The 21,721-nt window shown below is 64.1% G+C and carries 26 protein-coding genes; 10 read left to right on the top strand and 16 right to left on the bottom strand.

The features are described from left to right. Positions 1-194: 194 nt before the first annotated feature. The gene (locus ACV1FX_RS32935) at positions 195-695 is read right to left on the bottom strand and encodes a DUF1269 domain-containing protein (RefSeq protein ID WP_473121706.1); all 501 of its coding nucleotides are present in this window, start codon (positions 693-695) and stop codon (positions 195-197) included. A 227-nt stretch (positions 696-922) separates the two neighbouring features. Here ACV1FX_RS32935 and ACV1FX_RS32930 point away from each other — a divergent pair, with 227 nt between their 5' ends. Both ACV1FX_RS32930 and ACV1FX_RS32925 read left to right on the top strand, forming a co-directional pair. Beyond that, positions 923-1,195 (top strand): SemiSWEET family sugar transporter, encoded by a 273-nt coding sequence (locus tag ACV1FX_RS32930; protein WP_473121705.1) that lies wholly within the window; start codon positions 923-925, stop codon positions 1,193-1,195. Between the two features lie 1,083 nt (positions 1,196-2,278). Further along, positions 2,279-2,788: a BA14K family protein gene (locus ACV1FX_RS32925; protein ID WP_473121704.1), complete on the top strand. Its 510-nt coding sequence runs from the start codon at positions 2,279-2,281 to the stop codon at positions 2,786-2,788. 63 nt (positions 2,789-2,851) lie between these two features. Here the strand turns inward: ACV1FX_RS32925 and ACV1FX_RS32920 are convergent, their stop codons facing one another. The 4 genes from ACV1FX_RS32920 to ACV1FX_RS32905 all read right to left on the bottom strand — a co-directional run bounded on the left by ACV1FX_RS32920 (position 2,852) and on the right by ACV1FX_RS32905 (position 5,603). After that, the gene (locus ACV1FX_RS32920; protein ID WP_473121703.1) at positions 2,852-3,271 is read right to left on the bottom strand and encodes a hypothetical protein; all 420 of its coding nucleotides are present in this window, start codon (positions 3,269-3,271) and stop codon (positions 2,852-2,854) included. A gap of 190 nt (positions 3,272-3,461) precedes the next feature. After that, positions 3,462-4,247: a glycosyltransferase family 32 protein gene (locus ACV1FX_RS32915; protein ID WP_473121702.1), complete on the bottom strand. Its 786-nt coding sequence runs from the start codon at positions 4,245-4,247 to the stop codon at positions 3,462-3,464. Between the two features lie 93 nt (positions 4,248-4,340). Continuing rightward, positions 4,341-4,946: a 3-isopropylmalate dehydratase small subunit gene (gene leuD / locus ACV1FX_RS32910; RefSeq protein WP_473121701.1), complete on the bottom strand. Its 606-nt coding sequence runs from the start codon at positions 4,944-4,946 to the stop codon at positions 4,341-4,343. 258 nt (positions 4,947-5,204) lie between these two features. Then, positions 5,205-5,603 (bottom strand): metallopeptidase family protein, encoded by a 399-nt coding sequence (locus tag ACV1FX_RS32905; RefSeq protein WP_473121700.1) that lies wholly within the window; start codon positions 5,601-5,603, stop codon positions 5,205-5,207. Positions 5,604-5,763: 160 nt separating this feature from the next. Here ACV1FX_RS32905 and ACV1FX_RS32900 point away from each other — a divergent pair, with 160 nt between their 5' ends. Next, on the top strand, positions 5,764-6,039 hold the full coding sequence (locus tag ACV1FX_RS32900) for a hypothetical protein (protein ID WP_473121778.1): 276 nt from the start codon (positions 5,764-5,766) through the stop codon (positions 6,037-6,039). 1 nt (position 6,040) lies between these two features. On the opposite strand, the gene ACV1FX_RS32895 is transcribed toward ACV1FX_RS32900, so the two are convergent. Next, positions 6,041-6,253, bottom strand: coding sequence for a hypothetical protein (locus ACV1FX_RS32895; RefSeq protein ID WP_473121699.1), 213 nt, complete (start codon positions 6,251-6,253; stop codon positions 6,041-6,043). A 242-nt stretch (positions 6,254-6,495) separates the two neighbouring features. Here ACV1FX_RS32895 and ACV1FX_RS32890 point away from each other — a divergent pair, with 242 nt between their 5' ends. The 3 genes from ACV1FX_RS32890 to ACV1FX_RS32880 all read left to right on the top strand — a co-directional run bounded on the left by ACV1FX_RS32890 (position 6,496) and on the right by ACV1FX_RS32880 (position 7,841). After that, positions 6,496-6,714, top strand: coding sequence for a hypothetical protein (locus tag ACV1FX_RS32890; RefSeq protein WP_473121698.1), 219 nt, complete (start codon positions 6,496-6,498; stop codon positions 6,712-6,714). Positions 6,715-6,809: 95 nt separating this feature from the next. Then, positions 6,810-7,076 (top strand): hypothetical protein, encoded by a 267-nt coding sequence (locus tag ACV1FX_RS32885; protein ID WP_473121697.1) that lies wholly within the window; start codon positions 6,810-6,812, stop codon positions 7,074-7,076. Between the two features lie 213 nt (positions 7,077-7,289). After that, positions 7,290-7,841, top strand: coding sequence for a hypothetical protein (locus ACV1FX_RS32880; protein WP_473121696.1), 552 nt, complete (start codon positions 7,290-7,292; stop codon positions 7,839-7,841). Positions 7,842-7,972: 131 nt separating this feature from the next. On the opposite strand, the gene ACV1FX_RS32875 is transcribed toward ACV1FX_RS32880, so the two are convergent. From ACV1FX_RS32875 to ACV1FX_RS32855, 5 genes are all read right to left on the bottom strand, one after another. Continuing rightward, positions 7,973-8,182 (bottom strand): hypothetical protein, encoded by a 210-nt coding sequence (locus ACV1FX_RS32875; RefSeq protein ID WP_473121695.1) that lies wholly within the window; start codon positions 8,180-8,182, stop codon positions 7,973-7,975. Positions 8,183-8,278: 96 nt separating this feature from the next. After that, entirely contained in the window at positions 8,279-9,685 is a 1,407-nt protein-coding gene (gene leuC / locus ACV1FX_RS32870) for a 3-isopropylmalate dehydratase large subunit (protein ID WP_473121694.1), read from the bottom strand. Positions 9,686-10,010: 325 nt separating this feature from the next. Further along, positions 10,011-10,391 carry a 50S ribosomal protein L19 gene (rplS, locus tag ACV1FX_RS32865; protein ID WP_027523516.1) on the bottom strand — a complete coding sequence of 127 codons (381 nt, stop codon included), beginning with the start codon at positions 10,389-10,391 and terminating at the stop codon, positions 10,011-10,013. Between the two features lie 111 nt (positions 10,392-10,502). Continuing rightward, a complete protein-coding gene (gene trmD, locus ACV1FX_RS32860) occupies positions 10,503-11,249 on the bottom strand; it encodes a tRNA (guanosine(37)-N1)-methyltransferase TrmD (RefSeq protein ID WP_473121693.1) in 747 nt (248 codons plus the stop codon). Between the two features lie 68 nt (positions 11,250-11,317). Then, positions 11,318-12,571, bottom strand: coding sequence for an MFS transporter (locus ACV1FX_RS32855; RefSeq protein WP_473121692.1), 1,254 nt, complete (start codon positions 12,569-12,571; stop codon positions 11,318-11,320). Positions 12,572-12,699: 128 nt separating this feature from the next. On the opposite strand from ACV1FX_RS32855, the gene ACV1FX_RS32850 reads away from it, so the two are divergent. After that, entirely contained in the window at positions 12,700-13,611 is a 912-nt protein-coding gene (locus tag ACV1FX_RS32850; RefSeq protein ID WP_473121777.1) for a LysR substrate-binding domain-containing protein, read from the top strand. 5 nt (positions 13,612-13,616) lie between these two features. Here ACV1FX_RS32850 and rimM read toward each other — a convergent pair whose 3' ends face one another. The 3 genes from rimM to ffh all read right to left on the bottom strand — a co-directional run bounded on the left by rimM (position 13,617) and on the right by ffh (position 16,159). Next, complete coding sequence (gene rimM, locus ACV1FX_RS32845; RefSeq protein ID WP_473121691.1) at positions 13,617-14,129, bottom strand: ribosome maturation factor RimM; 513 nt, start codon at positions 14,127-14,129, stop codon at positions 13,617-13,619. A gap of 9 nt (positions 14,130-14,138) precedes the next feature. Further along, on the bottom strand, positions 14,139-14,471 hold the full coding sequence (gene rpsP / locus ACV1FX_RS32840) for a 30S ribosomal protein S16 (protein ID WP_027523519.1): 333 nt from the start codon (positions 14,469-14,471) through the stop codon (positions 14,139-14,141). A 131-nt stretch (positions 14,472-14,602) separates the two neighbouring features. Further along, positions 14,603-16,159 carry a signal recognition particle protein gene (ffh, locus tag ACV1FX_RS32835; protein ID WP_473121690.1) on the bottom strand — a complete coding sequence of 519 codons (1,557 nt, stop codon included), beginning with the start codon at positions 16,157-16,159 and terminating at the stop codon, positions 14,603-14,605. A 333-nt stretch (positions 16,160-16,492) separates the two neighbouring features. On the opposite strand from ffh, the gene ACV1FX_RS32830 reads away from it, so the two are divergent. Then, complete coding sequence (locus ACV1FX_RS32830) at positions 16,493-17,488, top strand: MBL fold metallo-hydrolase (protein ID WP_473121689.1); 996 nt, start codon at positions 16,493-16,495, stop codon at positions 17,486-17,488. A 201-nt stretch (positions 17,489-17,689) separates the two neighbouring features. On the opposite strand, the gene ACV1FX_RS32825 is transcribed toward ACV1FX_RS32830, so the two are convergent. After that, positions 17,690-18,409, bottom strand: a complete 720-nt coding sequence (locus ACV1FX_RS32825; RefSeq protein ID WP_473121688.1) for an SIMPL domain-containing protein — start codon at positions 18,407-18,409, stop codon at positions 17,690-17,692. Between the two features lie 5 nt (positions 18,410-18,414). After that, complete coding sequence (locus ACV1FX_RS32820; protein WP_473121687.1) at positions 18,415-19,161, bottom strand: GyrI-like domain-containing protein; 747 nt, start codon at positions 19,159-19,161, stop codon at positions 18,415-18,417. A gap of 274 nt (positions 19,162-19,435) precedes the next feature. Here ACV1FX_RS32820 and dapF point away from each other — a divergent pair, with 274 nt between their 5' ends. After that, a complete protein-coding gene (gene dapF, locus ACV1FX_RS32815; RefSeq protein ID WP_473121686.1) occupies positions 19,436-20,311 on the top strand; it encodes a diaminopimelate epimerase in 876 nt (291 codons plus the stop codon). Then, complete coding sequence (mtaB, locus tag ACV1FX_RS32810; protein WP_473121685.1) at positions 20,311-21,564, top strand: tRNA (N(6)-L-threonylcarbamoyladenosine(37)-C(2))-methylthiotransferase MtaB; 1,254 nt, start codon at positions 20,311-20,313, stop codon at positions 21,562-21,564. Before dapF ends, mtaB begins: the two co-directional genes overlap by 1 nt. Positions 21,565-21,721 lie beyond the last annotated feature (157 nt).

Below are 21,721 nucleotides of genomic sequence, written 5' to 3'. Positions count from 1 at the left end.
CGCCTGTGAGGCACCGCCGGTCGTCATGACCACCGCCGAAGCAGCCGCTATAGCGAGTACCCATAAAGTCAATTTTCGCATCATTTGCTCCTCGCTTGTGAGCGAGCGGGGTTGCTGCCGCTCTCGGCGGTTCTTGCTCGGGTCCCAGGGTTTTGCCTCTGACTTTGCCTCTCTTGGGTCAGGCAGCCTTGCGTCTAGGCGGCCTTGGACTGAGTTGCGGCTGCGAGGGTATCGCGCAAATGCTGTTCCTTCTTTTCATCGAGCGAGGTCTTGAGAACCGTTCCTCCCGCATCCTTGATCTCATTGAGAACCTTGTCTGCGGTCATGTTCTGGATCAGCAGGAACAGCACGGCGTCTCCCGATTTCACCTTCGCGGTGAGATCCTTCATGAACTGATCTCTGATCCCGAAGTCACTCAGCGCGCCGCCCAATGCGCCTGCGCCGGCACCGAGGGCCACGCCGATGAGAGGATTGAGGAACACCAACCCGAACAGCAGTCCCCAGAAGCTGCCGCTTGCGGCGCCCGTCATCGCCGTGTTCACGAGCTGATTGAGCTTGACGGAATCTCCCGTTTTGACCGCGATCACGGCATCGTTGATCGTGATCAGATACTCCTTCTGGAGCTTGAGTATTTTCTGCCGCACTTCCTCGGCTTTGGCTTCGGATGGATACACGATCGCAACAAGGTCTGACATTGAACACTCCCGTAGTGACTTTGAGTGCTGCCCCTGATCCGCTTGATACGCGCGGCCACGTTTAACACAGACCGAAAAATCTCCTGTCGGCTAATCGGTTCCATGTGTTCACAAAGCGGAGATGTTTTTTGAGAGCGCGTGCAATTGAGTAAGCGGGATTGTCATACGCGTCGTTGAACAAGGGGCGTTACAAGCTTGCCTGCCCGCGCAATCTGTGAGGAGGGGTGATGGATCTCAGTCAAATCATCGGCTTCGCGGCGGGCTTCGGGACAACTTTCGCAGCTCTGCCCGACCTCATCGCAATGCTGAAACGACGTTCCAGCGTCGGCATGAACCCCAGAATGGCAGCGATCATGGGCACGTTCCAGATTCTCTGGGTGATCTACGGCGTATCGATCGGTTCGAGGAACATCGTCATCTGGAACGTGATCGCGGTCGTGACCAATTTTCTCACCGTCGGGGCATTCATCTACTTTCGTCGCCAGGAGGTGCGCTCATGATGACGGGGCGCACACAGGGTTCACGTCAATGGAACCCGCGGCCGGCGAACGAGCCGTCGCTGCGAACGCCTGCCGAATGGGACTTTTGGATCGTTTCACGCGCGCGCTTAGCAACCACTGAACGAGCAGGACGTTTTGGCAATCTCGAATGAGGAGATTGGGGCAAAATCTCGGAGCTAGATCCCGGAGCAAGATCTCAGAGGAGGAATCGATATGTCGCGTTCAAAGCTGGCGCTTATCTCCGCGATGACGTTTCTCTCGATGGGCTTCGTCCTCAGTCCTGAAGACCCTGCCAATGCTGCCACGTTCTGTGCGCAGTTAAGAGGCGCCAAAGCCGCCGGGCAACCCGACTGCTCGTTTTCGACACTGGATACTTGTCGCGCACGCGTCAAGCATAGGGGCGGCGGACATTGCTATAAATTGACCCAGTAGCCGCTCGCCGGTGCGGCGCGCCGCTCGTGCGATCGAGCGGCAGCGTGGAGGCGTTCGGTAGTAACCCCGTAGTTCTCGGCGGCGGTTGCCGCTGACGAGGTTCGCTTGCGCGCGACCGAATCGCTTTTCGCGGATGCCCGAAACGGCCGCCGGATCCGCTCGGGGAACATCATCGCACGATCGCCCACTGCTCGGCTCCAGCCATAATTATGGTCGCCTCGCCGTGCATTCTAGGCAGCGTGATGACAGTCGTGGGCGAGACGCTGACAGAGCGATGCGACTTTCCTGAATTCAAGCCGGCGCGGGTCGTCATCGACCGGCGCGTCAAGTTGAAGAGGCGTCCTTCGCATGCGCTATCCGATCGATACTGCACCGAAGAACGGGCACACGATCGTGCTCGAGGATGAAGCGAGCGGAAGCCTTGAGGTCGCTCGGTGGTCTGCTGAGACCGATGAATGGATCGGGGAGTACGGCGAAGCGAGCCGTATGAGGCCTTCGCATTGGTACCCGTGTTACAGCTTTCTTGAATTTGGTGCGTTGGAGGCGCCCCTCGAGCGATCGGTTACCGAGATGACCTCTGCGGGTGCCGAGAATGTTCAGATCGTGGCTTCGCGCAAGCGACGAGGGTCTGCGCGTTGGTGGATTGCCGCAATGATCATCGCAGGCGTCGTTGGTGGCGTCTATGCGCAGCGGATCCTGCTGAATCCCCGGCAGGTCTCCACCACCGCGCCGCAGGGCGACGTCGCGAAGGCGCGAAATAAAACCGAGACGACGGGACTGGCACGTTCACGCGACAGCAGCGGGACGAGCGAGGTGACGCAACAGGCCAAGCAGTCGGTCGACAGCGCGACAGCGGAATTGCGGCAGTCTCTCCAGAAGGAGCACGATCGAGCCGAGGCACTGGCGACTGAACTGGCGCAGGTGCGACAAGCCACGGAAGAGAAGAAAGCGATTTCGGTCGAGGACACGCCGGTCATCAAGCAGTCTGCTCGCGTCGCGCCGGAGCAGGGTGTGCAAGAGAGCAGAGTAGCTGAAACAAGCCGACAGCGGCGTCCGTCTGTGAGCCAGAGCGCCGGCCCCAACTGCCAGCAGTATCGGACCTATAATCCGTCCTCCGGGACCTACCGGGGTTATGACGGGCAGGTCCATGCCTGCCCCTGATTGCTGCCCTGGTCAGGAGCGGCCCCGCTCACGACGACGCGATTTGGCGAACGCTCCTGCTCATCAGTGCGGTGCGTGGCCCGTGCGATCGAGTGTCTCCAGCGTGGAAGCGTTCGGGCAATAACCCCTGTAATTCTCCACGGCGGTGCCGTCTGCGAGATCGCGGTGGCAGTGGGCCTTTTCGTTGCACAGCGCGCAGACGCGCTCCATGTCGCGCAGCAGAAGCGGCTGCGCGCGGCCGAGCTGCTCTTCGCTGATGCCGAGCTGCGCCAGCATCTTCGGCAACTCGTCGGCGGCATGATGGCCGTGACGGACCAGCTCTTCGAGATCATCCGGCGATATCCGCAGATCGCTGGCAATCCGGTTGAAATCGGAACGGTCGAGCTGACGCATCTCGTTCAGCTCGCGGCGATGCTTCAGCCAGCAGGCAAAGGAATCGATGAGGTTCTGCACCACGGGATAAGGTCTGCTCTCGGTGCTCATCTCGAAGCTCCATTCGGCGGTATTGGAATGAATAGAGCAGACCTGCAGAAAATTGCGTTGCGCTGGATCAAACAGGAAGATCGTGCTGCGGGCTTGCTCAATCGGCCTCGCCATCGCATATGGCGGACGACATCGAGTTTGTTGAAGCGGTGGCGGCAGAAATCGCAGAAATCGCCCCTGCTCGCAGCAACTAAGCAAACCGCTCCGCTGCCCAGGCATACAGGCTGCCGGGAATCGGCTTCTGGCCGCCACGGCCCTTGGGCGAGATGTGCAGCCCGATGATATCGGGGTTGGCGACGAGGCCGCGATAGTTGGACGGTTCGAAGAACAGCTTTGGCTCGGCGTGCACCGCGTAGAATGATTGCTTCGGCAGCGCGTGTTGCAGTTCGCCGAAGCGGTGCGCGAGTGCGGTCAGCGCGGCCGGGCCATAGATCGCGACACGAATGTCCGAGAGCCGGTTCGAGCCTCCGCGCAGGCGACGCAGTGCGAAGGTCAGGCGATGGCGCAGTGACAGCCAGTCCGGTGTCAGCTCCTCCTGCTCCATCAGCTCTTCGAAGGCGCGAACGATGCCGTGCCCGGGTGGCAAATAGAGTACGGAGTTGCCGAGCTGGCGCGGCCGCTCCCAGGCGAAATAGGGCTTTGCCGGATCGATCTCGACGGGCTTCAGCAGCAGCACGTCTGCGTCGAGCCACAGGCCCGCGCTCTGCGCCATCAGCTTCATGCGGAAGAAGTCGCTGAACTGAAGCGTGGTCCAGTCGCGCCAGCTTCCGTCCGGCTGCGGCGGTCGCAGCTTTTCCGAGAACGCATGCGGCAGGACCGCCTCTGCCTCGGCATTGTCGACGCCGGCGGGAAGGCCGGGAATGGTGTCGAAGCTGTAGACCGTGACCCTGTGTCCGGCCTTCAACTGCGAGCGCAGGCAGGTCTGGCGCAGGGCGTCCATCGGGCCATGCCAGAAGGTGACGACATCAGGCAACATGCGCGGAAGCTATAAGGGATAATCGGGTCAAAGAAAAAGCCCCGGCACTGCCAGCACCGGGGCTCGAAACGGAAGCCGATCTCAGGCGTAGGCTCAGGCCCAGGCGCGTTCGCGCTTGAGCTTTTCCTCATAGGTGTCGATCGAGGCCTTCTTCTCCATCGTCAGGCCAATGTCATCGAGGCCGTTGATCAGGCAGTGCTTGCGGAACGGATCGATCTCGAACTTGACCTTGCCGCCGTCGGGGCCGCGGATCTCCTGGTTGGGCAGATCGATGGTGAGCGTCGCATTGGCGCCGCGCTCGGCGTCGTCGAACAGCTTGTCGAGGTCTTCTTGGGCAACGCGGATCGGCAGAATGCCGTTCTTGAAGCAGTTGTTGTAGAAGATGTCGCCGAACGAGGTCGAGATCACGCAGCGGATGCCGAAGTCGAGCAGCGCCCAGGGCGCGTGCTCGCGGCTCGAGCCGCAGCCGAAATTGTCGCCGGCGACCAGCACCTTCGAATTGCGATAGGCCGGCTGGTTGAGCACGAAATCCGGGTTCTCGCTGCCGTCGTCCTTGTAGCGCTGCTCGGAGAAAAGCCCCTTGCCAAGGCCGGTGCGCTTGATGGTCTTCAGGTACTGCTTCGGAATGATCATGTCGGTGTCGACATTGATGATCTTCAGCGGCGCCGCGACGCCTTCCAGCGTGGTGAACTTGTCCATGGTTGCGCTTCCCGGGTAGGTCAGGGGACGGCTGTTTATCCCGAAAGGGGCCTAAATCCTAGGCCAATTTCGGCAGGGCTCGTCTGCTCATTGCCAGGAGCGAGGTGCACCCCCTCTCCCGCTTGCGGGAAAGGGTTGGGGATAGGGTGTCTCCGCAAGCGATGGCCCCCGAGAGGAGAAAGCCCCCACCCGCGCCTTCGGCGCGACCTCCCCCGCAAGCGGGAGAGGTTGACCGAGCCCGCGGCCGATCGATTTATCCTAGTCCACCCGAGCCTCGATCGCGGCCATGTCGTCGTCGGAGAGGCCGAAATGGTGGCCGATCTCGTGGATCAGCACATGCCGGACGATATGGCCGAGGCTCTCCTCGTGCTCCGCCCAATAGTCCAGGATCGGCCGGCGGTAGAGCCAGATCATGTTCGGTAGACGCGCCACATCACCAAGGCTCTGTTGCGGCAGACCGACCCCCTGGAACAGGCCGAGCAGGTCGAACTCGCTCTCGCAGTCCATCTCGTCCAGAACATCCTCGGTCGGGAAGTCGTCGACGCGGATGATCACGCCTTCGCAGAGATCGCGAAAGTGCTTGGGCAGGCGCTCGAAGATGTCGTGCGCCACCACTTCCATCTCGGCAAGCGAGGGCGCTTTCAATTCCGTCCACATGCCTCCTCTTAGCGCGGGTTCCATGGCGATGCATCCCGCTTTATGATCGTGGCACGGTTGACGCGCGGCGCCAAAACGGGGAGCGTACGGCGCCTCGATGGGGACGGTTCAGGTGGGTGGTACGATGCGGGCGGGAACAGCGGCACTGATCTTACTTTGCATGGGGTTGTTTTCGCTGTTTGTTGAGTCCGGCGCGAAAGCCCAGAGCGCTGGCGCGGAAGTCCGGTTGGCCCAGGTCTTTTCTCCGGATGCCCCGCCGCCGCGCCGCCGACCGCGATTGCGCGTCGTGCCGTACGAGACGCCGGATGGGGTGTACCCGCGCTACAATCCAGGCCCGGACGCGGTGCGGGAATGCAGCGCCACCTATGTGCAGGAATATCGGCCGAGCGGCACGGTGATCGTGCCGCGCATGAGCTGTTACTGGCGGCGGGGCTAAATCAACGACCTCGCAGCGCGCCCATCAGGCCGACGCCGACGATGAGTGCGGACGCGCCATAGACCAGGATTGCCATCACCGCTTGCGTGAACGGGCTCGCCGTGCCGGCTTCGACGCCCGGCCCCTGCGCGGCGAGCGCCGCTTCCGAGCCGAACAGCGTGAGGGTCGAAACAGCAAGGCGAGAAACTGGCCGCCCGCCGCGAGACTGTGCCATGACCATCTCCTGTATCTGGTCGTCCAGAAGATACGCAGATCATTGACGGTTGGTTTTATTGGCGCAAACGAAATGCGTTGCGCGGGTCTCGAAAGCATCCGGCCGCAGGTCTTTCGCGTGCATCGCTTTGCGTTCATCTTTGCGGCGCGTTCATTCATACACGATTCAGCCCGTCGCCTCTAGCGTCCTCTCCGTGACGTCATGTTGGATTGCGTCACACAAAGTGATCGGAGGAGGACGAAATGCAATCAACGAAGGCCAGGATGCTTGGTCTCGCAGCCGTCGCAGCCGTGCTCATGTGTGCTGTGCCCATCGAGCGCGCGCAGGCCGTATCGCTGATCAATCCCGGCGCCGCGCAGTCTGTGCAGGATGTTGCGGCCACGACGACAGAAGTGGGCTGGCATGGCTGGCACCATCATCACTGGCGCTGGCACCATTGGCATCACCGTCACTGGTGGTGACGCGTCGATCGGCGGCAAAACAGGCCCGGATGCCGGGCCTGTTTTCGCTTGCAGATGACATTGCGAAGGCCCCATGCTGATGGCATGGAGATGTCATGAAGACTGCGATCGTGATCGCCGGCGCTTTGGGACTGGCGATGGCCTTGCCGGATGCCTCGTTCGCGGTGACATCAGTCGCGACGCCGCACCAGGTCTCGGTGCGAACAGTCGATTTCGGGACGCCGCGCCACGACCGCTCCGTGCGTCACCTTCGTCGCTCGGCGCCGTATGAACCGCACTACTACGCGCGGCCGGTCTATTATCGGCCCTATCCCTATGGCGTGCCCGCTCCCTTCGTGCTCGGCTTCGGGCCGTGGTGGTGAGGCCTGCGCGCTCATCATCCGCGCAACTGCACACGCGTTCGCGGCGCTCCATCACGGCGTCGATTGCGGAACGTCATTCATTCATGGGGCGTTCACGTCGCTGTCCCTAATTTAATCTTAGGGAGCGACCGCAAATGAACAGCGCCCGCCAAGTCCGCCTCGCACTTTGAGACGGCAGCTCACAGCCGCGCTGTCCAGATCCAGGAGGGTTTGATGCTGAGGAGTTTTGATCCCCGGGCAGGCGTGATCCGCTTGTTCGGACTTGCGGCCGCGGCAGCGCTGGTGCTGTCGGCAGGGACTGCGCAGCGCGCCGAGGCGCTGACCCCGATCAATCCGGTCGCCTTGCCGGCAGCGAAGGCCGCGGCCGATGACATGGTCACGCAGGTCCGCCATGGTGGTGGCGGCGGCGGCTTCCGCGGTGGCGGAGGGTTTCACGGCGGCGGAGGCTTTCACGGAGGCGGCGGTGCGCATTTCGGTGGCTTCCGCGGCGGCGGTTTCCACGCTGGTGGCTTCCGTGCCGCGCCGGTCTTTCACGGTGGCGGCTATCGCTACGGCGGCTTCCGTTACGGCGGATACCGTCACTACGGAATCTACCGGCGCCACTACTTCCACCGGCGCTTCTACGGCGGCTACTATCCCTATTACAGCTATCCCCGCTGGCACCGCTGTCGGGTGATCTGGACCTATTGGGGCCCGCGCCGCATCTGCCGCTGGCACCATTGGTATCGCTGGCACCATTGGGGCTGGCGGCACCCCTATTGGTGATGTGAGAGCCGCCGAACTCTATCCGTCGCGTCATGGCCGGGCTTCGTCCCGGCCATCCACGTTCTTGGGCCTCGCAAAGAAAGGTCGTGGAAGCCCGGGACAAGCCCGGCCATGACGCGGAGTGCTTGTGGCTACAGCCAGTCCTTCAATTTCCAGGACGCAGATTTCCAGCGCATCAGGTTGTCGAGCTTCCATTGCCGGAACATTGCCGGCGGCCAGCGGCTGAGGCGCGAGGTCTCCTCGACCTCAGGCTTGGCGACGATGCGCAATGGCGTGGCGCGCCGCCGATGCTGGCGCGTCGCATCGCTGATGAGATCGACATATTCGGGCTTGTTGGCCATGGCCTCTTCATCCTCGCGAGCTCGTCGCGAGGATGAATCTCAGGCATGCCGCTTAAGGCATGCTTGCCTTGATCGTTAGAATTGCGCCGATGTGGCTCAGCGCCAATCCCTGACGTCGACGAAGTGACCCGCGATCGCAGCCGCGGCCGCCATCGCCGGCGACACCAGATGCGTGCGGCCCTTGAAGCCCTGGCGGCCCTCGAAATTGCGGTTCGAGGTCGAGGCGCAGCGCTCTTCCGGCTTGAGCTTGTCGGGGTTCATCGCGAGGCACATCGAGCAGCCCGGCTCGCGCCATTCGAAGCCGGCCTTGATGAAGATCTTGTCGAGACCTTCGGCTTCCGCCTGCTCCTTCACGATGCCGGAGCCCGGCACGACCATGGCGTTGACATGGGCGTTGACGGTCTTGCCCTCGGCGATCTTCGCCGCGGCGCGCAGGTCTTCGATGCGGCCATTGGTGCAGGAGCCGATGAAGACGCGATCGAGCTTGATGTCGGTGATCTTCGTGCCCGCGGCCAAGCCCATATATTTCAGCGCGCGATGCTTGGACAGGCGCTTGGCCTCGTCCTCGATCTTGTCCGGATCCGGCACGAGGCCGGTCACCGAGATGACGTCTTCAGGCGATGTGCCCCAGGTCACGATCGGCGGCAATTTGGCTGCATCGAGCCGCAGCTCGTGGTCGAAATGCGCGCCGTCGTCGGAGCGCAACTTCTCCCAGTAGCGCATCGCGGCATCCCAGGCGGCGCCCTGCGGCGATTTCGGGCGGCCGCGCAGGAAGTCGAACGCCTTCTGGTCGGGCGCGACGAGCCCGGCGCGCGCGCCGCCTTCGATCGACATGTTGCAGACCGTCATGCGGCCTTCCATGCTGAGCGCGCGGATCGCATCGCCGGCATATTCCAGCACGTAGCCGGTGCCGCCCGCGGTGCCGATTTCGCCGATGATGGCCAGGATGATGTCCTTGCCCGTCACGCCCTCCGGCAATTTGCCGTCGACGGTGACGCGCATGTTCTTGGCCTTCTTCTGGATCAGCGTCTGCGTCGCCAGCACGTGCTCGACCTCGCTGGTGCCGATGCCGTGCGCGAGCGCGCCGAACGCGCCATGCGTCGAGGTGTGGCTGTCACCGCAGACGATGGTGGTGCCGGGCAGCGTGAAGCCCTGCTCGGGGCCGATGACGTGGACGATGCCCTGGCGCTTGTCGAACTCGTTGTAATATTCGATGCCGAATTCCTTGGCGTTCTCGGCGAGCGCCTTGATCTGCTCGATGCTTTCCGGATCGGGGTTCGGCTTGCTGCGATCGGTGGTCGGCACGTTGTGGTCGACGACGGCGAGCGTCTTCTCCGGCGCGTGCACCTTGCGCCCCGTCGAGCGCAGGCCTTCGAAGGCCTGCGGCGAGGTGACTTCGTGCACCAGATGGCGGTCGATGTAGAGCAGGCAGGTGCCGTCCTCGGCTTCGTGCACCAGATGGTCGTTCCAGATCTTGTCGTACAGCGTGGTCGGTTTGGACATGAGCGTGAGCTCCGGGACTATTGTGTGGGAAGAGCGCGGATGACGCGCGGGGCAACAAAATCGTCAGCGCAGCTTTTAGGCTGCGCGCGTAAGCTCTGACGTTGCCGAGGTCGCAAAGCGTCCGAAGAACCGGCCGGGCAGCCGCGAGCGATCGTCGATGACGATGCGCTTGATGGGCTCGTTGCTGGTCCGATCTGGAAACATTCTATTCGTATATAGCATAGAGCGACGAAATCGCGAGAGCTTCCGAATTCGTCATTGGGTGCAAACAAAAAAGCGCGGAGCCGAGCCCCGCGCTTTTTGTCGATCCGCCTGTTTGCGAAGATTACTCGTTGACTGCAGCCGCGCGGTCCTGCTTCTCGACGATGCGGGCCGACTTGCCGCGGAGATTGCGCAGGTAATAGAGCTTGGCGCGACGCACCTTGCCGCGACGCACCACCTTGATCGAGTCGATCATCGGGGAGAGCAGCGGGAACACGCGCTCGACGCCCTCGCCATAGGAGATCTTGCGCACGGTGAAGCTCTCGTTGAGGCCACCGCCGGAACGGCCGATGCAGACGCCTTCATAGGCCTGCACGCGGGTGCGGTCGCCTTCGACGACCTTCACGTTGACGATCACGGTATCGCCGGGGGCGAATTCCGGAATCTCCTTGCCGGCGGAGAGCTTGTCGAATTGCTCTTTTTCGAGCTGCTTGATCAGGTTCATGGGTAATTCTCCATCGGCGCGCCCAGCCACGAAAAAGAGGGGGCTGCGCAAAATTCGTCTATCCAGCCTTTGCGGATTTGGCCGCTCCTATAAGGCAAGCGGGAGCGTTTGTCACCCGTCTGTCGTGTTTTTTGGCGTTTTTTGGCCGGAGGCCCGATTCGCCGCTTTTTCCCACAGATCCGGGCGCCGGGCGGCCGTCAGAGCCTCGGCTTCGGCCCGCCGCCAGGCCGCGACCTTGGCATGATCGCCGGAGGTCAGGATTTGGGGGATCGGAACCCCCTCGAACAGCTGCGGACGGGTGTATTGCGGGTATTCCAGAAGGCCGTCCGAGAAGCTTTCCTCGGTTCCCGAGGCCTCCTTGCCCATCACACCCGGCAAGAGCCGGACGCAGGCGTCGATCAGCGCCAGCGCGGCGATTTCGCCGCCTGAAAGCACGTAATCGCCGATCGAGACCTCCTCCAGGCCCCGTCCGTCGATCACCCGCTGGTCGATTCCCTCGAACCGGCCGCAGACGATCAGGGGGCCGGGGCCTTTTGCCAGCTCCGTCACCCGGACCTGGGTCAATGGCCGACCGCGGGGGCTCATCAGCAGCTTTGGTCGCACCTCGCCGATTTCGGCCGCATCGATGGCCGCGGCCAGGACATCCGCCCGCAGCACCATGCCCGGCCCGCCGCCGGCCGGCGTGTCGTCGACGCTGCGGTGACGGTCGGTCGCGGAGGCCCGGATGTCCCGCGCGTCGAGCTGCCAAAGCCCGGATGCCAGCGCCCGGCCGGCCAGGCTCACGCCGAGCGGTCCCGGAAACATCTCCGGAAACAGCGTCAGTACCGTCGCGCGCCAGGGTGAGGAGGGGTTGGTCATGGCCGCTGGTTAGGGCATTGCGGCCGGCAGGTCGAGGCCTCGTGCGAACGAAGGTTGGTCAGGTCACATCAAGCGCCTGAGCGGCGCTCGCTCGCCTCGTCGGACAGATGCGGGGCGAGCGCGAGCGTCAGCGGACAGATGACGAGCGCCGTCGCGGCGGTCGCCGCGGTTGCCAGCGTCGAACCGAGCGCGTCGCCGAGAAGGCCGTACAGCACCGGCGCGATCGCGCCCGATCCGATGGTGCCCGTATAGAACAGGGCGAAGGCGTGCTCGGTGCGGTGGGGCGATGTGAGCTCGGGGACCGTCCCATAAAGGACCGAAGAGGTGCCGTTGAGCATGACGCCTAGCAGCGGCAGCATGACGATGACAGGGGTGAGCGGCAGCACCAGCACGGCGGCGATCAGCACGGCCGTTCCACTCTCTGTGAGAAGCACGGTACGGATCGTACCGAAGCGTTCGCCGAGCCAGCCGCATGTGAATTTGCCGGCCGCACCGCCGATGAAGACCATCGCGAGAGCGAAGCCGCTGGTCGGCAGCGATGCACCCTTGTCGCGAAGCAGGAAGGGCAGGAAGGTGAGGAAGCCCATCCTGACGGCGCTGTCCAGGATTCCGATCGCAAATAGCCAGTGGAAGCCGCCGCGGCCTGTGTGCGCAGTTTGCGATGAGGCCGCCGTCTTGCGCGCCATTCCCGTTCCGGCCGCCGGCATCAACAGCGCGATGCCGGCGGCCACGAGCAGGCCTGCCAGCGACAGCAGGAGCAGCGCGTGCTGCCATGACATCACCACAAGCAGCAAAGCGGTCAGCGCCGGGATCGCCGCCTTGCCGAGATCGCCGCTGAAATTGTAGATGCCGAGTGGTCCGCGGGCCGACTTGCCGTAAGCGCGCGAGACTGCGGCCGAGGCGAGCGGATGCTGGGTGCTCGATCCGGCACCGGACACAATGAGGGCCGCGGCCAATCCCACGACACCGCCGGATAATCCGGCCAAGACATAGCCGAGCGCCGCCAACATCGTGCCGAGCGCCAGCAGAGTCTTTCCATCAATGCGTTCGGCGATGCGGCCGACCGGGATCTGCAACCCCGCCATTGTGCCGGAATAGAGCCCGCGCATCACCGCCAGCAGCCCGTAGCTGAGCGCAAACTCGCTCTGCCAGACCGGCAGCAGCACGTAGATCAGGTCGGTGTACCCGTCATGGAGCGCGTGGTTCAGTCCCGTCGCCGCGAGCGTGCGGCGCGCGCGACCGAGGTCGGTGTCAGGCCCCGCCGTCCGGCTGGATGCATCAGCGCGTAGATTTGACAGAAAACCTAAAGGCAGGATTGCCAAGATGTCTGGCCCGAAGTTGATAAAAGAGGAATTGTTTGAGTGCCTTGCGAGGCACTATGTGCACTTTGAGCTGCGGTCACAAACCAGTAATAATCGAGCGGTGCGTTAGAAAATCTCTTGTATCAGCCATGTTCATTCCTCGTCGCAGCCTGCCCCCGCTGAATGCCATCCGCGCCTTCGAGGCCGCCGCTCGGCTCGGCGGTTTCAAGGATGCGGCCGTGGAACTGGGCGTGACCCATGGAGCGGTCAGCCAGCAGATCCGCCTGCTCGAGGCGTGGCTGGGCCCGCCATTGCTGTTCCGGCGATCGGTCCGGCGGGTGGTGCTGACGCCGGCCGGCGCGTCGCTGCTGGCCGAGATCGCGCCCGCGCTCGATCGCGTCTCCTCCGCCGTGCAGCAGCATCGAACGCGCCGCGGCGAGGCGCCGGCCGCGGTGCTGCGCGTCAATGCGCTCGCCACGTTCAGCCTGCGCTGGCTGTTGCCGCGCATGAGCCGGTTTCGTGCAGAGCATCCCGACATCGAGGTGCGCCTGTCCACGTCGAATGATCCGGTGGATGCGTTGCCGGAATTGTTCGACGTCGTGATCCGCGGCGGTCCCGACACCTTCCACGGCTTTGCGTCGCGCTTCCTGTTGTTGGAGCGCCGGCTGCCGGTGTGCAGCCCCTCTCTGCTCGAGCAAATGCCGTTGGCGGACGTTGCTGACCTCGCGCGGCACACGCTGCTGCATGTCACGTCGATGCCGCGGCTGTGGCGCGACTGGTTGACCGACGCAGGCCAGTCCGCGCTGGAGCCCGCGTCGTCGCTGTCGTTCGATCATTTCTATTTGACGATCCAGGCCGCGCTCGATGGTCTCGGCGTTGCCATGGGGCCGACGGCGCTGATCGCCGACGATCTCGCGGCCGGCCGTCTGGTGACGCCGTTTCCCGGGATCAGCCTGCCAGCCCGCAGCTATTTTGCGTATTTCCCCGAAGGCCGCGACGACGGTCCGCATCGCGCGGTGTTTTGTGATTGGCTCGAGCAGCAGGGCCGCCGGATGGGCTAAGTGGTTTACCGCTCCTCGCCCTCGATCTCCTGCGGCAGCGCGATCACGACGCGGCCGCCGTTGATGTCGACTTCCGGCACCACCGCGTTGGAGAACGGCAGCAGCAGCGTCGTGCCTTTCGGCGGGGCAATCTCGATGATGTCGCCGGCGCCGAAATTATGGATCGCGAGCACGCGGCCGAGCGCATCGCCGGCCGTGGTGACGGCAGCGAGTCCGATCAGGTCGGTGTGGTAATATTCGTCCTCGTCGGTCGCGGGGAGTTTTTCGCGCGCGACATAAAGCTCGATGCCGTTGAGCCGCTCGGCCTCATCGCGGGTCGTGACGCCCTTGAACGTCGCGACCAGATGATCCTTGGCCTCGCGCGCCTGGGCGACCTCGAACTGGCGTTTGCCGTCGAGGGTCGACAGCGGACCGTAGCGCCGCACGGCAAAGGGATCTTCGGTGAAGGTCCACAATTTGACCGCGCCGCGCACTCCATGCGCGGCGCCGATCCGCGCGACGCAGACCCGCGCCGGCATGGGCTGGCCTTAGGCCTTCGCAGCGGCTTCGGCCTGCGCCTTGCGCTCCTTGCGCGGCACGGCCTTCTGCGGGTTGCTGCGCGCTTCGCGCTTCTTGACGCCGGCGGCGTCGAGGAAGCGCATCACGCGGTCCGAGGGCTGCGCACCCTTGGCGAGCCAGGCCTTCACCTTGTCCATGTCGAGCTTGAGACGGGTCTCGTTGTCCTTCGGCAGCAGCGGGTTGAAGTAGCCGAGACGCTCGATGAAGCGGCCATCACGCGGGAAGCGCGAGTCGGCGACGACGACGTGATAGACGGGACGCTTCTTGGTGCCTGCGCGCGCGAGGCGGATAACGACTGACATGTTGGTCTCCTGAGTGTCGGTTAATTGAAAGGTTGTTCGTCATTGCGAGGAGCGAAGCGACGAAGCAATCCAGACTGCTTCCGTGGAAGCATCTCTGGATTGCTTCGCTCCGCTCGCAATGACGGTCGAGGTCACTTTTTCTTCCCCAGTCCGGGGAAGCCGCCGAGCCCGGGAAGGGTCGGCTTGTTGCTGAGGCCCGTGAGCCCCGGCACATTCGGTAGGCCCTGGCGCAGGCCCGCGGGCAGGTCCTTCGGCAGGTTGGGCAAGCCTTGGCCGCCACCACCGCCCTGCATCTTCTCCTGCAACGCCTTCATCTCTTCGGGCGAGGGCATCTTCATGCCGCCACCAAAGCCCATGGCCTGTGCGATGCCGGCGAGCGGGCCGCGTTTGCCCGAGCCCATGGCCTTCATCACGTCCGCCATGTTCCGGTGCATCTTGAGCAGCTTGTTGACGTGCTCGACGCTCTGGCCGCTTCCGGCGGCGATCCGCTTCTTGCGGCTCGCCTTGAGCAGGTCCGGATGACGGCGCTCCTCGCGCGTCATGGAATCGATGATTGCGACCTGGCGCTTCAGGATCTTGTCGTCGATCCCTGCGGCGGCGATCTGGTTCTTCATCTTGGAGATGCCGGGCATCATGCCCATCAGCCCGCTGATGCCGCCCATGTTGGCCATCTGCGACAGTTGCTCGCGCATGTCGTTGAGGTCGAACTGGCCCTTGCGCATCCGCTCGGCGGTGCGCGCGGCCTTCTCGGCGTCGATATTCGCGGCGGCCCGCTCGACCAGCGACACCACGTCGCCCATGCCGAGAATGCGGCCGGCGATACGGTCGGGATGGAAGTCCTCCAGCGCATCGGTCTTTTCGCCGGTGCCGATCAGCTTGATCGGTTTGCCGGTGACTGCTCGCATCGATAGCGCGGCACCGCCGCGGCCATCGCCGTCCACCCTTGTCAGCACGATGCCGGTCAGGCCGACGCGCTGATCGAAGGAACGCGCGAGGTTCACGGCGTCCTGACCGGTGAGGCTGTCCGCGACCAGCAGCACCTCATGCGGATTCGCAGCCGTTTTGATCGCGGCTGCCTCCGCCATCATCTCTTCGTCGAGCGTGGTGCGGCCGGCGGTGTCGAGCAGCACGATGTCGTAGCCGCCGAGCTTGCCGGCTTCCAGCGCGCGCTTCGCGATCTGCGGCGGCTGCTGGCCCGCGACGATCGGCAACGTCGGGATGTCGAGATCGCGGCCGAGCACGGCGAGCTGCTCCATCGCCGCCGGACGGTAGACGTCGAGCGAGGCCATCAGCACCTTGCGCTTGTCGCGCTGGACGAGGCGGCGGGCGAGCTTGGCGGTGGTCGTCGTCTTGCCCGAGCCTTGCAGGCCGACCATCATGATCGGCACCGGCGGCACGGAATTGACGTCGATGGTCTGGCTTTCGGCGCCGAGCGTGTTGATCAGCTCGTCATGGACGATCTTGACGACCATCTGGCCGGGGGTGACCGACTTGACGACGGTGGCGCCGATCGCCTGCTCGCGCACGCGCTCGGTGAAGCTGCGCACCACTTCGAGCGCAACGTCGGCTTCCAGCAGCGCGCGGCGCACTTCGCGCATCGCGGCGTCGACGTCCTTTTCGGTCAGCGCACCGCGCCCCGTCAGACGATCGAGGATGCCGCCAAGCCTTTCCGACAGATTGTCGAACAATGAAGTCGTCCTGTTGCTGTCCCCCGTGGGGGCGCGCTCCGTTACACTCCGCTGTCATGCCCCGCCTTCGCGGGGGATGACCACTTCCTCGGGCAAGCGATCTTCCAAACACCTTTGCGCCCGAGGGCGCATCGCGCTGTCGGGCGTTGACCTCTGGCCTCCAGGGCCAGTCGGCGGGTCGAAAAGAAAGCCTTTCCGAGAAGTGGTGCGGCCTTAAACCCCCGCAAGGCACAAAAGTCAAGGAAACAAGGCGGAATGCCGCATCTTGAAGGGGCCGGCCCGGCTGCTTATTCCTTCCCGGAACCTTTATTTTGGGGCCATTCGGGCCGTTAAATGAGCCGCCGCAGCATCAAGACCTATTCCGGCCCGCCGTCCGATCATTTCGACGGCGAAAAGTTCTTCGACCCCGATGGAGTTCCGCCAAGATCGCTGCGCGAGGTTCTGCGCTGGCAGTTCGGCGGCAAGCGCGACCGGTCGGTCTGGCCGGCCTGGGTTCCGAGCCCCTATGCCGACTATCCGCCGGTGGAGGTTAATGGCGGCAAGGTCAGGCTGTCCTTTGTCGGGCACGCGAGCTGGCTGATCCAGACCGGCGGTCTCAACATCCTCGTCGATCCCGTCTGGTCGATGCGGGTCTCGCCGGTGGGCTGGGCCGGGCCGAAGCGCCACAACGACCCCGGCATTGCCTTCGACAAGCTGCCGAAGATCGACGTCGTGCTGGTCTCGCACGGTCACTACGATCACCTCGACATCGCGACGCTGTCGCGGCTCGCCAAGAACTTTGCCCCGCGCGTCATCACGCCGCTCGGCAATGATCTCACCATGCGTGAGCGCGACGGCGCGATCCGCGCCGAGGCGTTCGACTGGCACGACCGAGTCGAGCTCGGCGGCGGCATTGCCGTGCATCTCGTGCCGACACGGCACTGGTCGGCGCGCAGCCTGTTCGACCGCAACAGGGCGCTGTGGGCGAGCTTCGTGCTGGAGACGCCCGCGGGAAAGATCTACGTCGTCTGTGATTCCGGCTATGGCGAGGGCGCGCATTTCCGCCGCGTCGGCGAGGCGCATGGCCCCTTGCGCCTCGCGATCCTGCCGATCGGCGCCTACGAGCCGCGCTGGTTCATGCGCGAGCAGCACATGAACCCGGAAGACGCCGTGAAGGCGCTGGCCGATTGCGGCGCGCAGGCCGCGCTGGCGCATCACCACGGCACGTTTCAGCTCACCGACGAGGCGATCGACGCGCCGGCAAAGGCGCTGCTCGAAGCGCTGGATGCCGCGAACATCCCGCGCGAGCGGTTCGTGGCGCTGAAGCCGGGGCAGGTGGTGGAGATATAGCTCTCACCGCGAATACAACTCGTCGTCCTGGACAAGCACAGCGAAGCGGAGCGCAGATCTGGGACCCATTACCCCAGGGAGTGGTCAGGGAGTGGTTGTGGCGCGAAGCCGGTAACCCCGAGTCTTCGCCAATTACTCCCTGGGGTTATGTGTCCCGGCGTTCGCCGGGACGACACCGATGTTGCGGGGGCAGTGTGCCTTTTACTGCGCTGGTTGCGCCGGCTTGATCGCCCAGCTCACATTCACCGTCACCGACAGCGTCTCCTCGCCGGGAGCGACCTGCGCCGGGGCTGCGGCCATAGGTGCGGCTGCGACGCGGCTCTTGAACAGCGGCATCGGACCGCCGCCTTCGGAGATGCTGAGGGGCGCGCCGAGCGTCACGCCGGCGGCCTTGGCGTAGATCTCGGCCTTGCGGCGGGCATCGGCAAGCGCCTGCTCGCGGGCGCCGTCGAGCAGCTTTGAGGCCTGCGTGACCTCGAAGGAAATGTTGCCGACGTCATTGGCGCCGGCGCCGACCAGCGTGTCGATCACGCTGGCTACCTTGGTCACGTCGTGGATCTTGACGGTGACGCGGTTGCTGGCACGGAAGCTGACGATGCTGGTTGCGCGATCCGACGTCTTCGACGAGGTCGCATATTGCGGCTGAAGCGACAGCCGCGAGGTCTGATAGTCCTTTTCGTCGATGCCTGCGCCCTTCAAGGCCAGCAGCACCTTGCCCATTGCCGCGTTGTTGGCGTCGGAGGCTTCCTTCGCGGTCTTCGCGTCGTTGGCGACGCCGGCATCGATCTGCGCGAGATCGGGCGCCGCCGATACGCTCGCCTCCCCGCTCACCGAGACCGCCGACGGAAAATCGTCGGCAAGCGCAGGAGTTGCGCCAAGCGCGGCGGTGAAAACAGCGGCCATGATCGCGTTGCTCTTCATCACGTTCACTTCAGCGGGACATAGACGTTGATCACGAGCTTGTCCTCCGCCGTCTTCAGGGGATCGGTGAGGTACTCCTCGATGAAGGTGTCCTTGGCTTCCAGCTTCTTGTCGTCGAGGTGATTGGTGATTGCCTCATAAGTGTTGTCCATGTTGTCGTAGGAGCCGCGATGGACGAACTTCAGCGCCTTGCCCTCCGGCGACTTGCCGATGCTCATGTCCTTGCCCAGGTTCTTGGGATCCTGGTCGATCGGGATCTCGGCGAGAAAGGTGAAGCCGGTGTCGTCGGTCGAGGTGTAGACGATCATCGGATTGCCCGCGGGCTTGATGCCCTGCTTGTCGAGAAGCGCGTTCAGCGCCTTGAACGAATCGATCAGCGTGTCGAAGGCGGAATCCCAGTTGGCGCTGCCTTTGGCCATCACGACCTTCTTCGGCTCCAGCGTCATCTCCTGGCCAAAGGGATCGGCGGCCTGAACCGGGGCGGAGGTGGCGGGCGGGGTCGTGGCCGCTGCAGGAGGCGCCGTCGGGTTGGGCGAGGGGGAGGCGCTGGCGGCCGGAGCCGGCGATGGGGACGTCGCTGGTGAAGGCGATGCGCTGGCGGCCGGGGAGGGCGAGGCTGACGGTGCCGGCGAGGGGCTTGCGGACGCCGCCGGTGCCGGGCTCGGCGTTTGGGCGAACGCGCCGGAGAGGCAGAAGGTAATGGCCGCTGCCGGGATCACCGCGGCCAAAAAAGGACGGAAAAAGCTCGTCATTACGTGTCTCCCCAAGGCACTTCAAACCAAGGCACTTTCAAACCAAGGCACTTCGACCAAGGCACTTCAAACTAAGGCACTTGCAAACCAACGCACTTGCAAAACCCCTGCCCGCATTTGCGCCGCCGCGCGTCCCGGCTCGCGCGAACGCGCCTATCTAACACGCATGGCCCAAATTCGTCCCATGACAGATGCGTCATAGGGCAGGTGCGGCAAATGACTGGCCAACCGTCCCATGATCGCCATATAAGACAGGCGAAATTCGGGACATTTCATGAGCGCGCTCGCCAACCACGCATTTGCCAAGATGAACGGCATCGGCAACGAGATCGTCGTTGTCGACATGCGGGATTCGGCTGCCCCGGTCACGCCGGACGACGCGCGTGCGGTCGCCTCCACCAAGGGGGGCGTGCCCTATGACCAGCTCATGGTGCTTCGGAAGCCGCGGCTCGACGGCACCGAGGCCTTCATCAGCATCTACAACAATGACGGCTCGGAGGCCGGCGCCTGCGGTAACGGCATGCGGTGCGTGGTGCGGCGCATCTTCGAGAAGACCGGGCAAAGCACGGCGACCTTCGAGACCGCCGCTGGTCTGCTCAATTGCTGGCAGGGTCCGGCACCCGATCTCTATACCGTCGACATGGGCGCGCCAAAGTTCGGCTGGCAGGACATCCCGCTGGCGGAGGAGTTTCGCGACACCCGCTATATCGAATTGCAGATCGGGCCGATCGACAAGCCGATCCTGCATTCGCCGTCGGCTGTGAGCATGGGCAATCCGCACGCGATCTTCTGGGTCGACGACGTCAACGCGTACGATATCGAGCGCTTCGGCCCGCTGCTGGAAAACCACCCCATCTTCCCCGAGCGCGCCAACATCACGCTCGCCCATATCGTCGACCGCGATCACATCACGATCCGCACCTGGGAGCGCGGCGCCGGGCTCACAAGGGCCTGCGGTTCGGCAGCCTGCGCAACCGCGGTCGCAGCGGCGCGGCTGAAGCGCGCCAACCGCAGCGTCGAGATCACGCTGCCTGGCGGCAAGCTCGGCATCGAATGGCGCGAGCGCGATGATCACGTGCTGATGACGGGCACAGCGACCTTCGAATATGAAGGCAATTTCGATCCGGCGCTGTTCGCTTCGGTCGCCTGATGGGCGTCGAGGTCCTGACCTTCGGCTGCCGCCTCAACGCCTTCGAGGCCGAGGTGATCCGGCGCGAGGCGGAGGGTGCGGGACTCGCAGATACCATCGTCATCAATAGCTGCGCGGTCACCAACGAGGCGGTGGCGCAGGCGCGGCAGTCGATCCGCAAATTGAAGCGCGAGCGGCCGAATGCGCGCATCGTCGTCACCGGCTGCGCGGCGCAGACGCAAAGCGAGATGTTCGCTGATATGGCCGAGGTCGATCGCGTCGTCGGCAATGACGACAAGATGCATGCCAGGGCCTGGCGCGAGGCGCGCGCCGCGTTCGATATCGGCGCGAATGACAAGATCGCGGTCAGCGACATCATGGCCGTGAAGGCAATGGCGCCGCATCTGATCGACGGCTTTGCGAGCGGCCTGCCGCGGGTGTTCGTGCAGGTACAGAACGGCTGTGACCATCGCTGCACCTTCTGCATCATCCCGTTCGGCCGCGGCAATTCGCGTTCGGTGCCGATGGGCGCGGTGGTCGAGCAGGTGCGCGCGCTAGCGGAGCGCGGCCATGCCGAGATCGTGCTGACCGGCGTCGATCTCACGAGCTATGGCGCCGATCTGCCGGGCGCGCCGAAGCTCGGCATGCTGACGAAGCAGATTTTGCGGCATGTGCCGGAGCTGAAGCGGCTGCGCATCTCCTCGATCGATTCGATCGAGGCCGATTCCGATCTGCTCGATGCCATAGCAGATGATGCGCGGCTGATGCCGCATCTGCATCTGTCGCTGCAATCCGGCGACGACATGATCTTGAAGCGGATGAAGCGGCGGCATTTACGCTCGGATGCGATTGCGTTCTGCGAACAGGTTCGCCGCCTGAGGCCGGACATTGCGCTCGGCGCCGACATCATCGCGGGCTTTCCGACCGAGACGGAGGAGATGTTCGCGCGCTCGCGCGACCTCGTCGAGGAATGCGGCCTCACCTTCCTCCACGTCTTCCCCTATTCCCCGCGCCCCGGTACCCCGGCCGCGCGGATGCCGCAGGTCGCAAGCGCGGTGATCAAGGATCGCGCGAAACGCCTGCGCGTTGCTGGCGAGATGGCATTGCGGCGCCGGCTTGAGACCGAGATCGGTGCGATCCGCAATGTGCTGATCGAGAGCGACAGCCAGGGGCGTACCGAGCATTATTTGCCGGTTGCGATCGCAGGGGTGCCGGTGGGAAGTGTGGTGCCGCTCAGCATCGGCGGTGAGGATGGCGAGCGGCTGACCACGTAGTCCGGTCGTCGCGTCGCGCAGCACCCCCAACGTCGTCCTGGCGAAAGCCAGGACCCATATGTGGACGGCCCCCGTGGCACAAGAGCCAAGTGAGGTTTGATCGGATCGCTTGCATCCATATGTCCGGCCTGTTGATGCGGCTTGTTGGACCGCTGGC

The sequence above is a fragment of the Bradyrhizobium ingae genome (assembly GCF_055791185.1).
Note: the sequence above shows the minus strand (reverse complement) of the source record. Positions and strands in the feature narration are given on the sequence as shown.

What these genes read in the sequence shown, in the direction of transcription:
- ACV1FX_RS32935 (WP_473121706.1), bottom strand. Translation starts at nt 695, where the DNA reads ATGTCAGACCTTGTTGCGATCGTGTATCCATCCGAAGCCAAAGCCGAG.
- ACV1FX_RS32930 (WP_473121705.1), top strand. Translation starts at nt 923, where the DNA reads ATGGATCTCAGTCAAATCATCGGCTTCGCGGCGGGCTTCGGGACAACT.
- ACV1FX_RS32925 (WP_473121704.1), top strand. Translation starts at nt 2,279, where the DNA reads ATGATCATCGCAGGCGTCGTTGGTGGCGTCTATGCGCAGCGGATCCTG.
- ACV1FX_RS32920 (WP_473121703.1), bottom strand. Translation starts at nt 3,271, where the DNA reads ATGAGCACCGAGAGCAGACCTTATCCCGTGGTGCAGAACCTCATCGAT.
- ACV1FX_RS32915 (WP_473121702.1), bottom strand. Translation starts at nt 4,247, where the DNA reads ATGTTGCCTGATGTCGTCACCTTCTGGCATGGCCCGATGGACGCCCTG.
- leuD (WP_473121701.1), bottom strand. Translation starts at nt 4,946, where the DNA reads ATGGACAAGTTCACCACGCTGGAAGGCGTCGCGGCGCCGCTGAAGATC.
- ACV1FX_RS32905 (WP_473121700.1), bottom strand. Translation starts at nt 5,603, where the DNA reads ATGTGGACGGAATTGAAAGCGCCCTCGCTTGCCGAGATGGAAGTGGTG.
- ACV1FX_RS32900 (WP_473121778.1), top strand. Translation starts at nt 5,764, where the DNA reads ATGGGGTTGTTTTCGCTGTTTGTTGAGTCCGGCGCGAAAGCCCAGAGC.
- ACV1FX_RS32895 (WP_473121699.1), bottom strand. Translation starts at nt 6,253, where the DNA reads ATGGCACAGTCTCGCGGCGGGCGGCCAGTTTCTCGCCTTGCTGTTTCG.
- ACV1FX_RS32890 (WP_473121698.1), top strand. Translation starts at nt 6,496, where the DNA reads ATGCAATCAACGAAGGCCAGGATGCTTGGTCTCGCAGCCGTCGCAGCC.
- ACV1FX_RS32885 (WP_473121697.1), top strand. Translation starts at nt 6,810, where the DNA reads ATGAAGACTGCGATCGTGATCGCCGGCGCTTTGGGACTGGCGATGGCC.
- ACV1FX_RS32880 (WP_473121696.1), top strand. Translation starts at nt 7,290, where the DNA reads ATGCTGAGGAGTTTTGATCCCCGGGCAGGCGTGATCCGCTTGTTCGGA.
- ACV1FX_RS32875 (WP_473121695.1), bottom strand. Translation starts at nt 8,182, where the DNA reads ATGGCCAACAAGCCCGAATATGTCGATCTCATCAGCGATGCGACGCGC.
- leuC (WP_473121694.1), bottom strand. Translation starts at nt 9,685, where the DNA reads ATGTCCAAACCGACCACGCTGTACGACAAGATCTGGAACGACCATCTG.
- rplS (WP_027523516.1), bottom strand. Translation starts at nt 10,391, where the DNA reads ATGAACCTGATCAAGCAGCTCGAAAAAGAGCAATTCGACAAGCTCTCC.
- trmD (WP_473121693.1), bottom strand. Translation starts at nt 11,249, where the DNA reads ATGACCAACCCCTCCTCACCCTGGCGCGCGACGGTACTGACGCTGTTT.
- ACV1FX_RS32850 (WP_473121777.1), top strand. Translation starts at nt 12,700, where the DNA reads ATGTTCATTCCTCGTCGCAGCCTGCCCCCGCTGAATGCCATCCGCGCC.
- rimM (WP_473121691.1), bottom strand. Translation starts at nt 14,129, where the DNA reads ATGCCGGCGCGGGTCTGCGTCGCGCGGATCGGCGCCGCGCATGGAGTG.
- rpsP (WP_027523519.1), bottom strand. Translation starts at nt 14,471, where the DNA reads ATGTCAGTCGTTATCCGCCTCGCGCGCGCAGGCACCAAGAAGCGTCCC.
- ACV1FX_RS32830 (WP_473121689.1), top strand. Translation starts at nt 16,493, where the DNA reads ATGAGCCGCCGCAGCATCAAGACCTATTCCGGCCCGCCGTCCGATCAT.
- ACV1FX_RS32825 (WP_473121688.1), bottom strand. Translation starts at nt 18,409, where the DNA reads ATGAAGAGCAACGCGATCATGGCCGCTGTTTTCACCGCCGCGCTTGGC.
- ACV1FX_RS32820 (WP_473121687.1), bottom strand. Translation starts at nt 19,161, where the DNA reads ATGACGAGCTTTTTCCGTCCTTTTTTGGCCGCGGTGATCCCGGCAGCG.
- dapF (WP_473121686.1), top strand. Translation starts at nt 19,436, where the DNA reads ATGAGCGCGCTCGCCAACCACGCATTTGCCAAGATGAACGGCATCGGC.
- mtaB (WP_473121685.1), top strand. Translation starts at nt 20,311, where the DNA reads ATGGGCGTCGAGGTCCTGACCTTCGGCTGCCGCCTCAACGCCTTCGAG.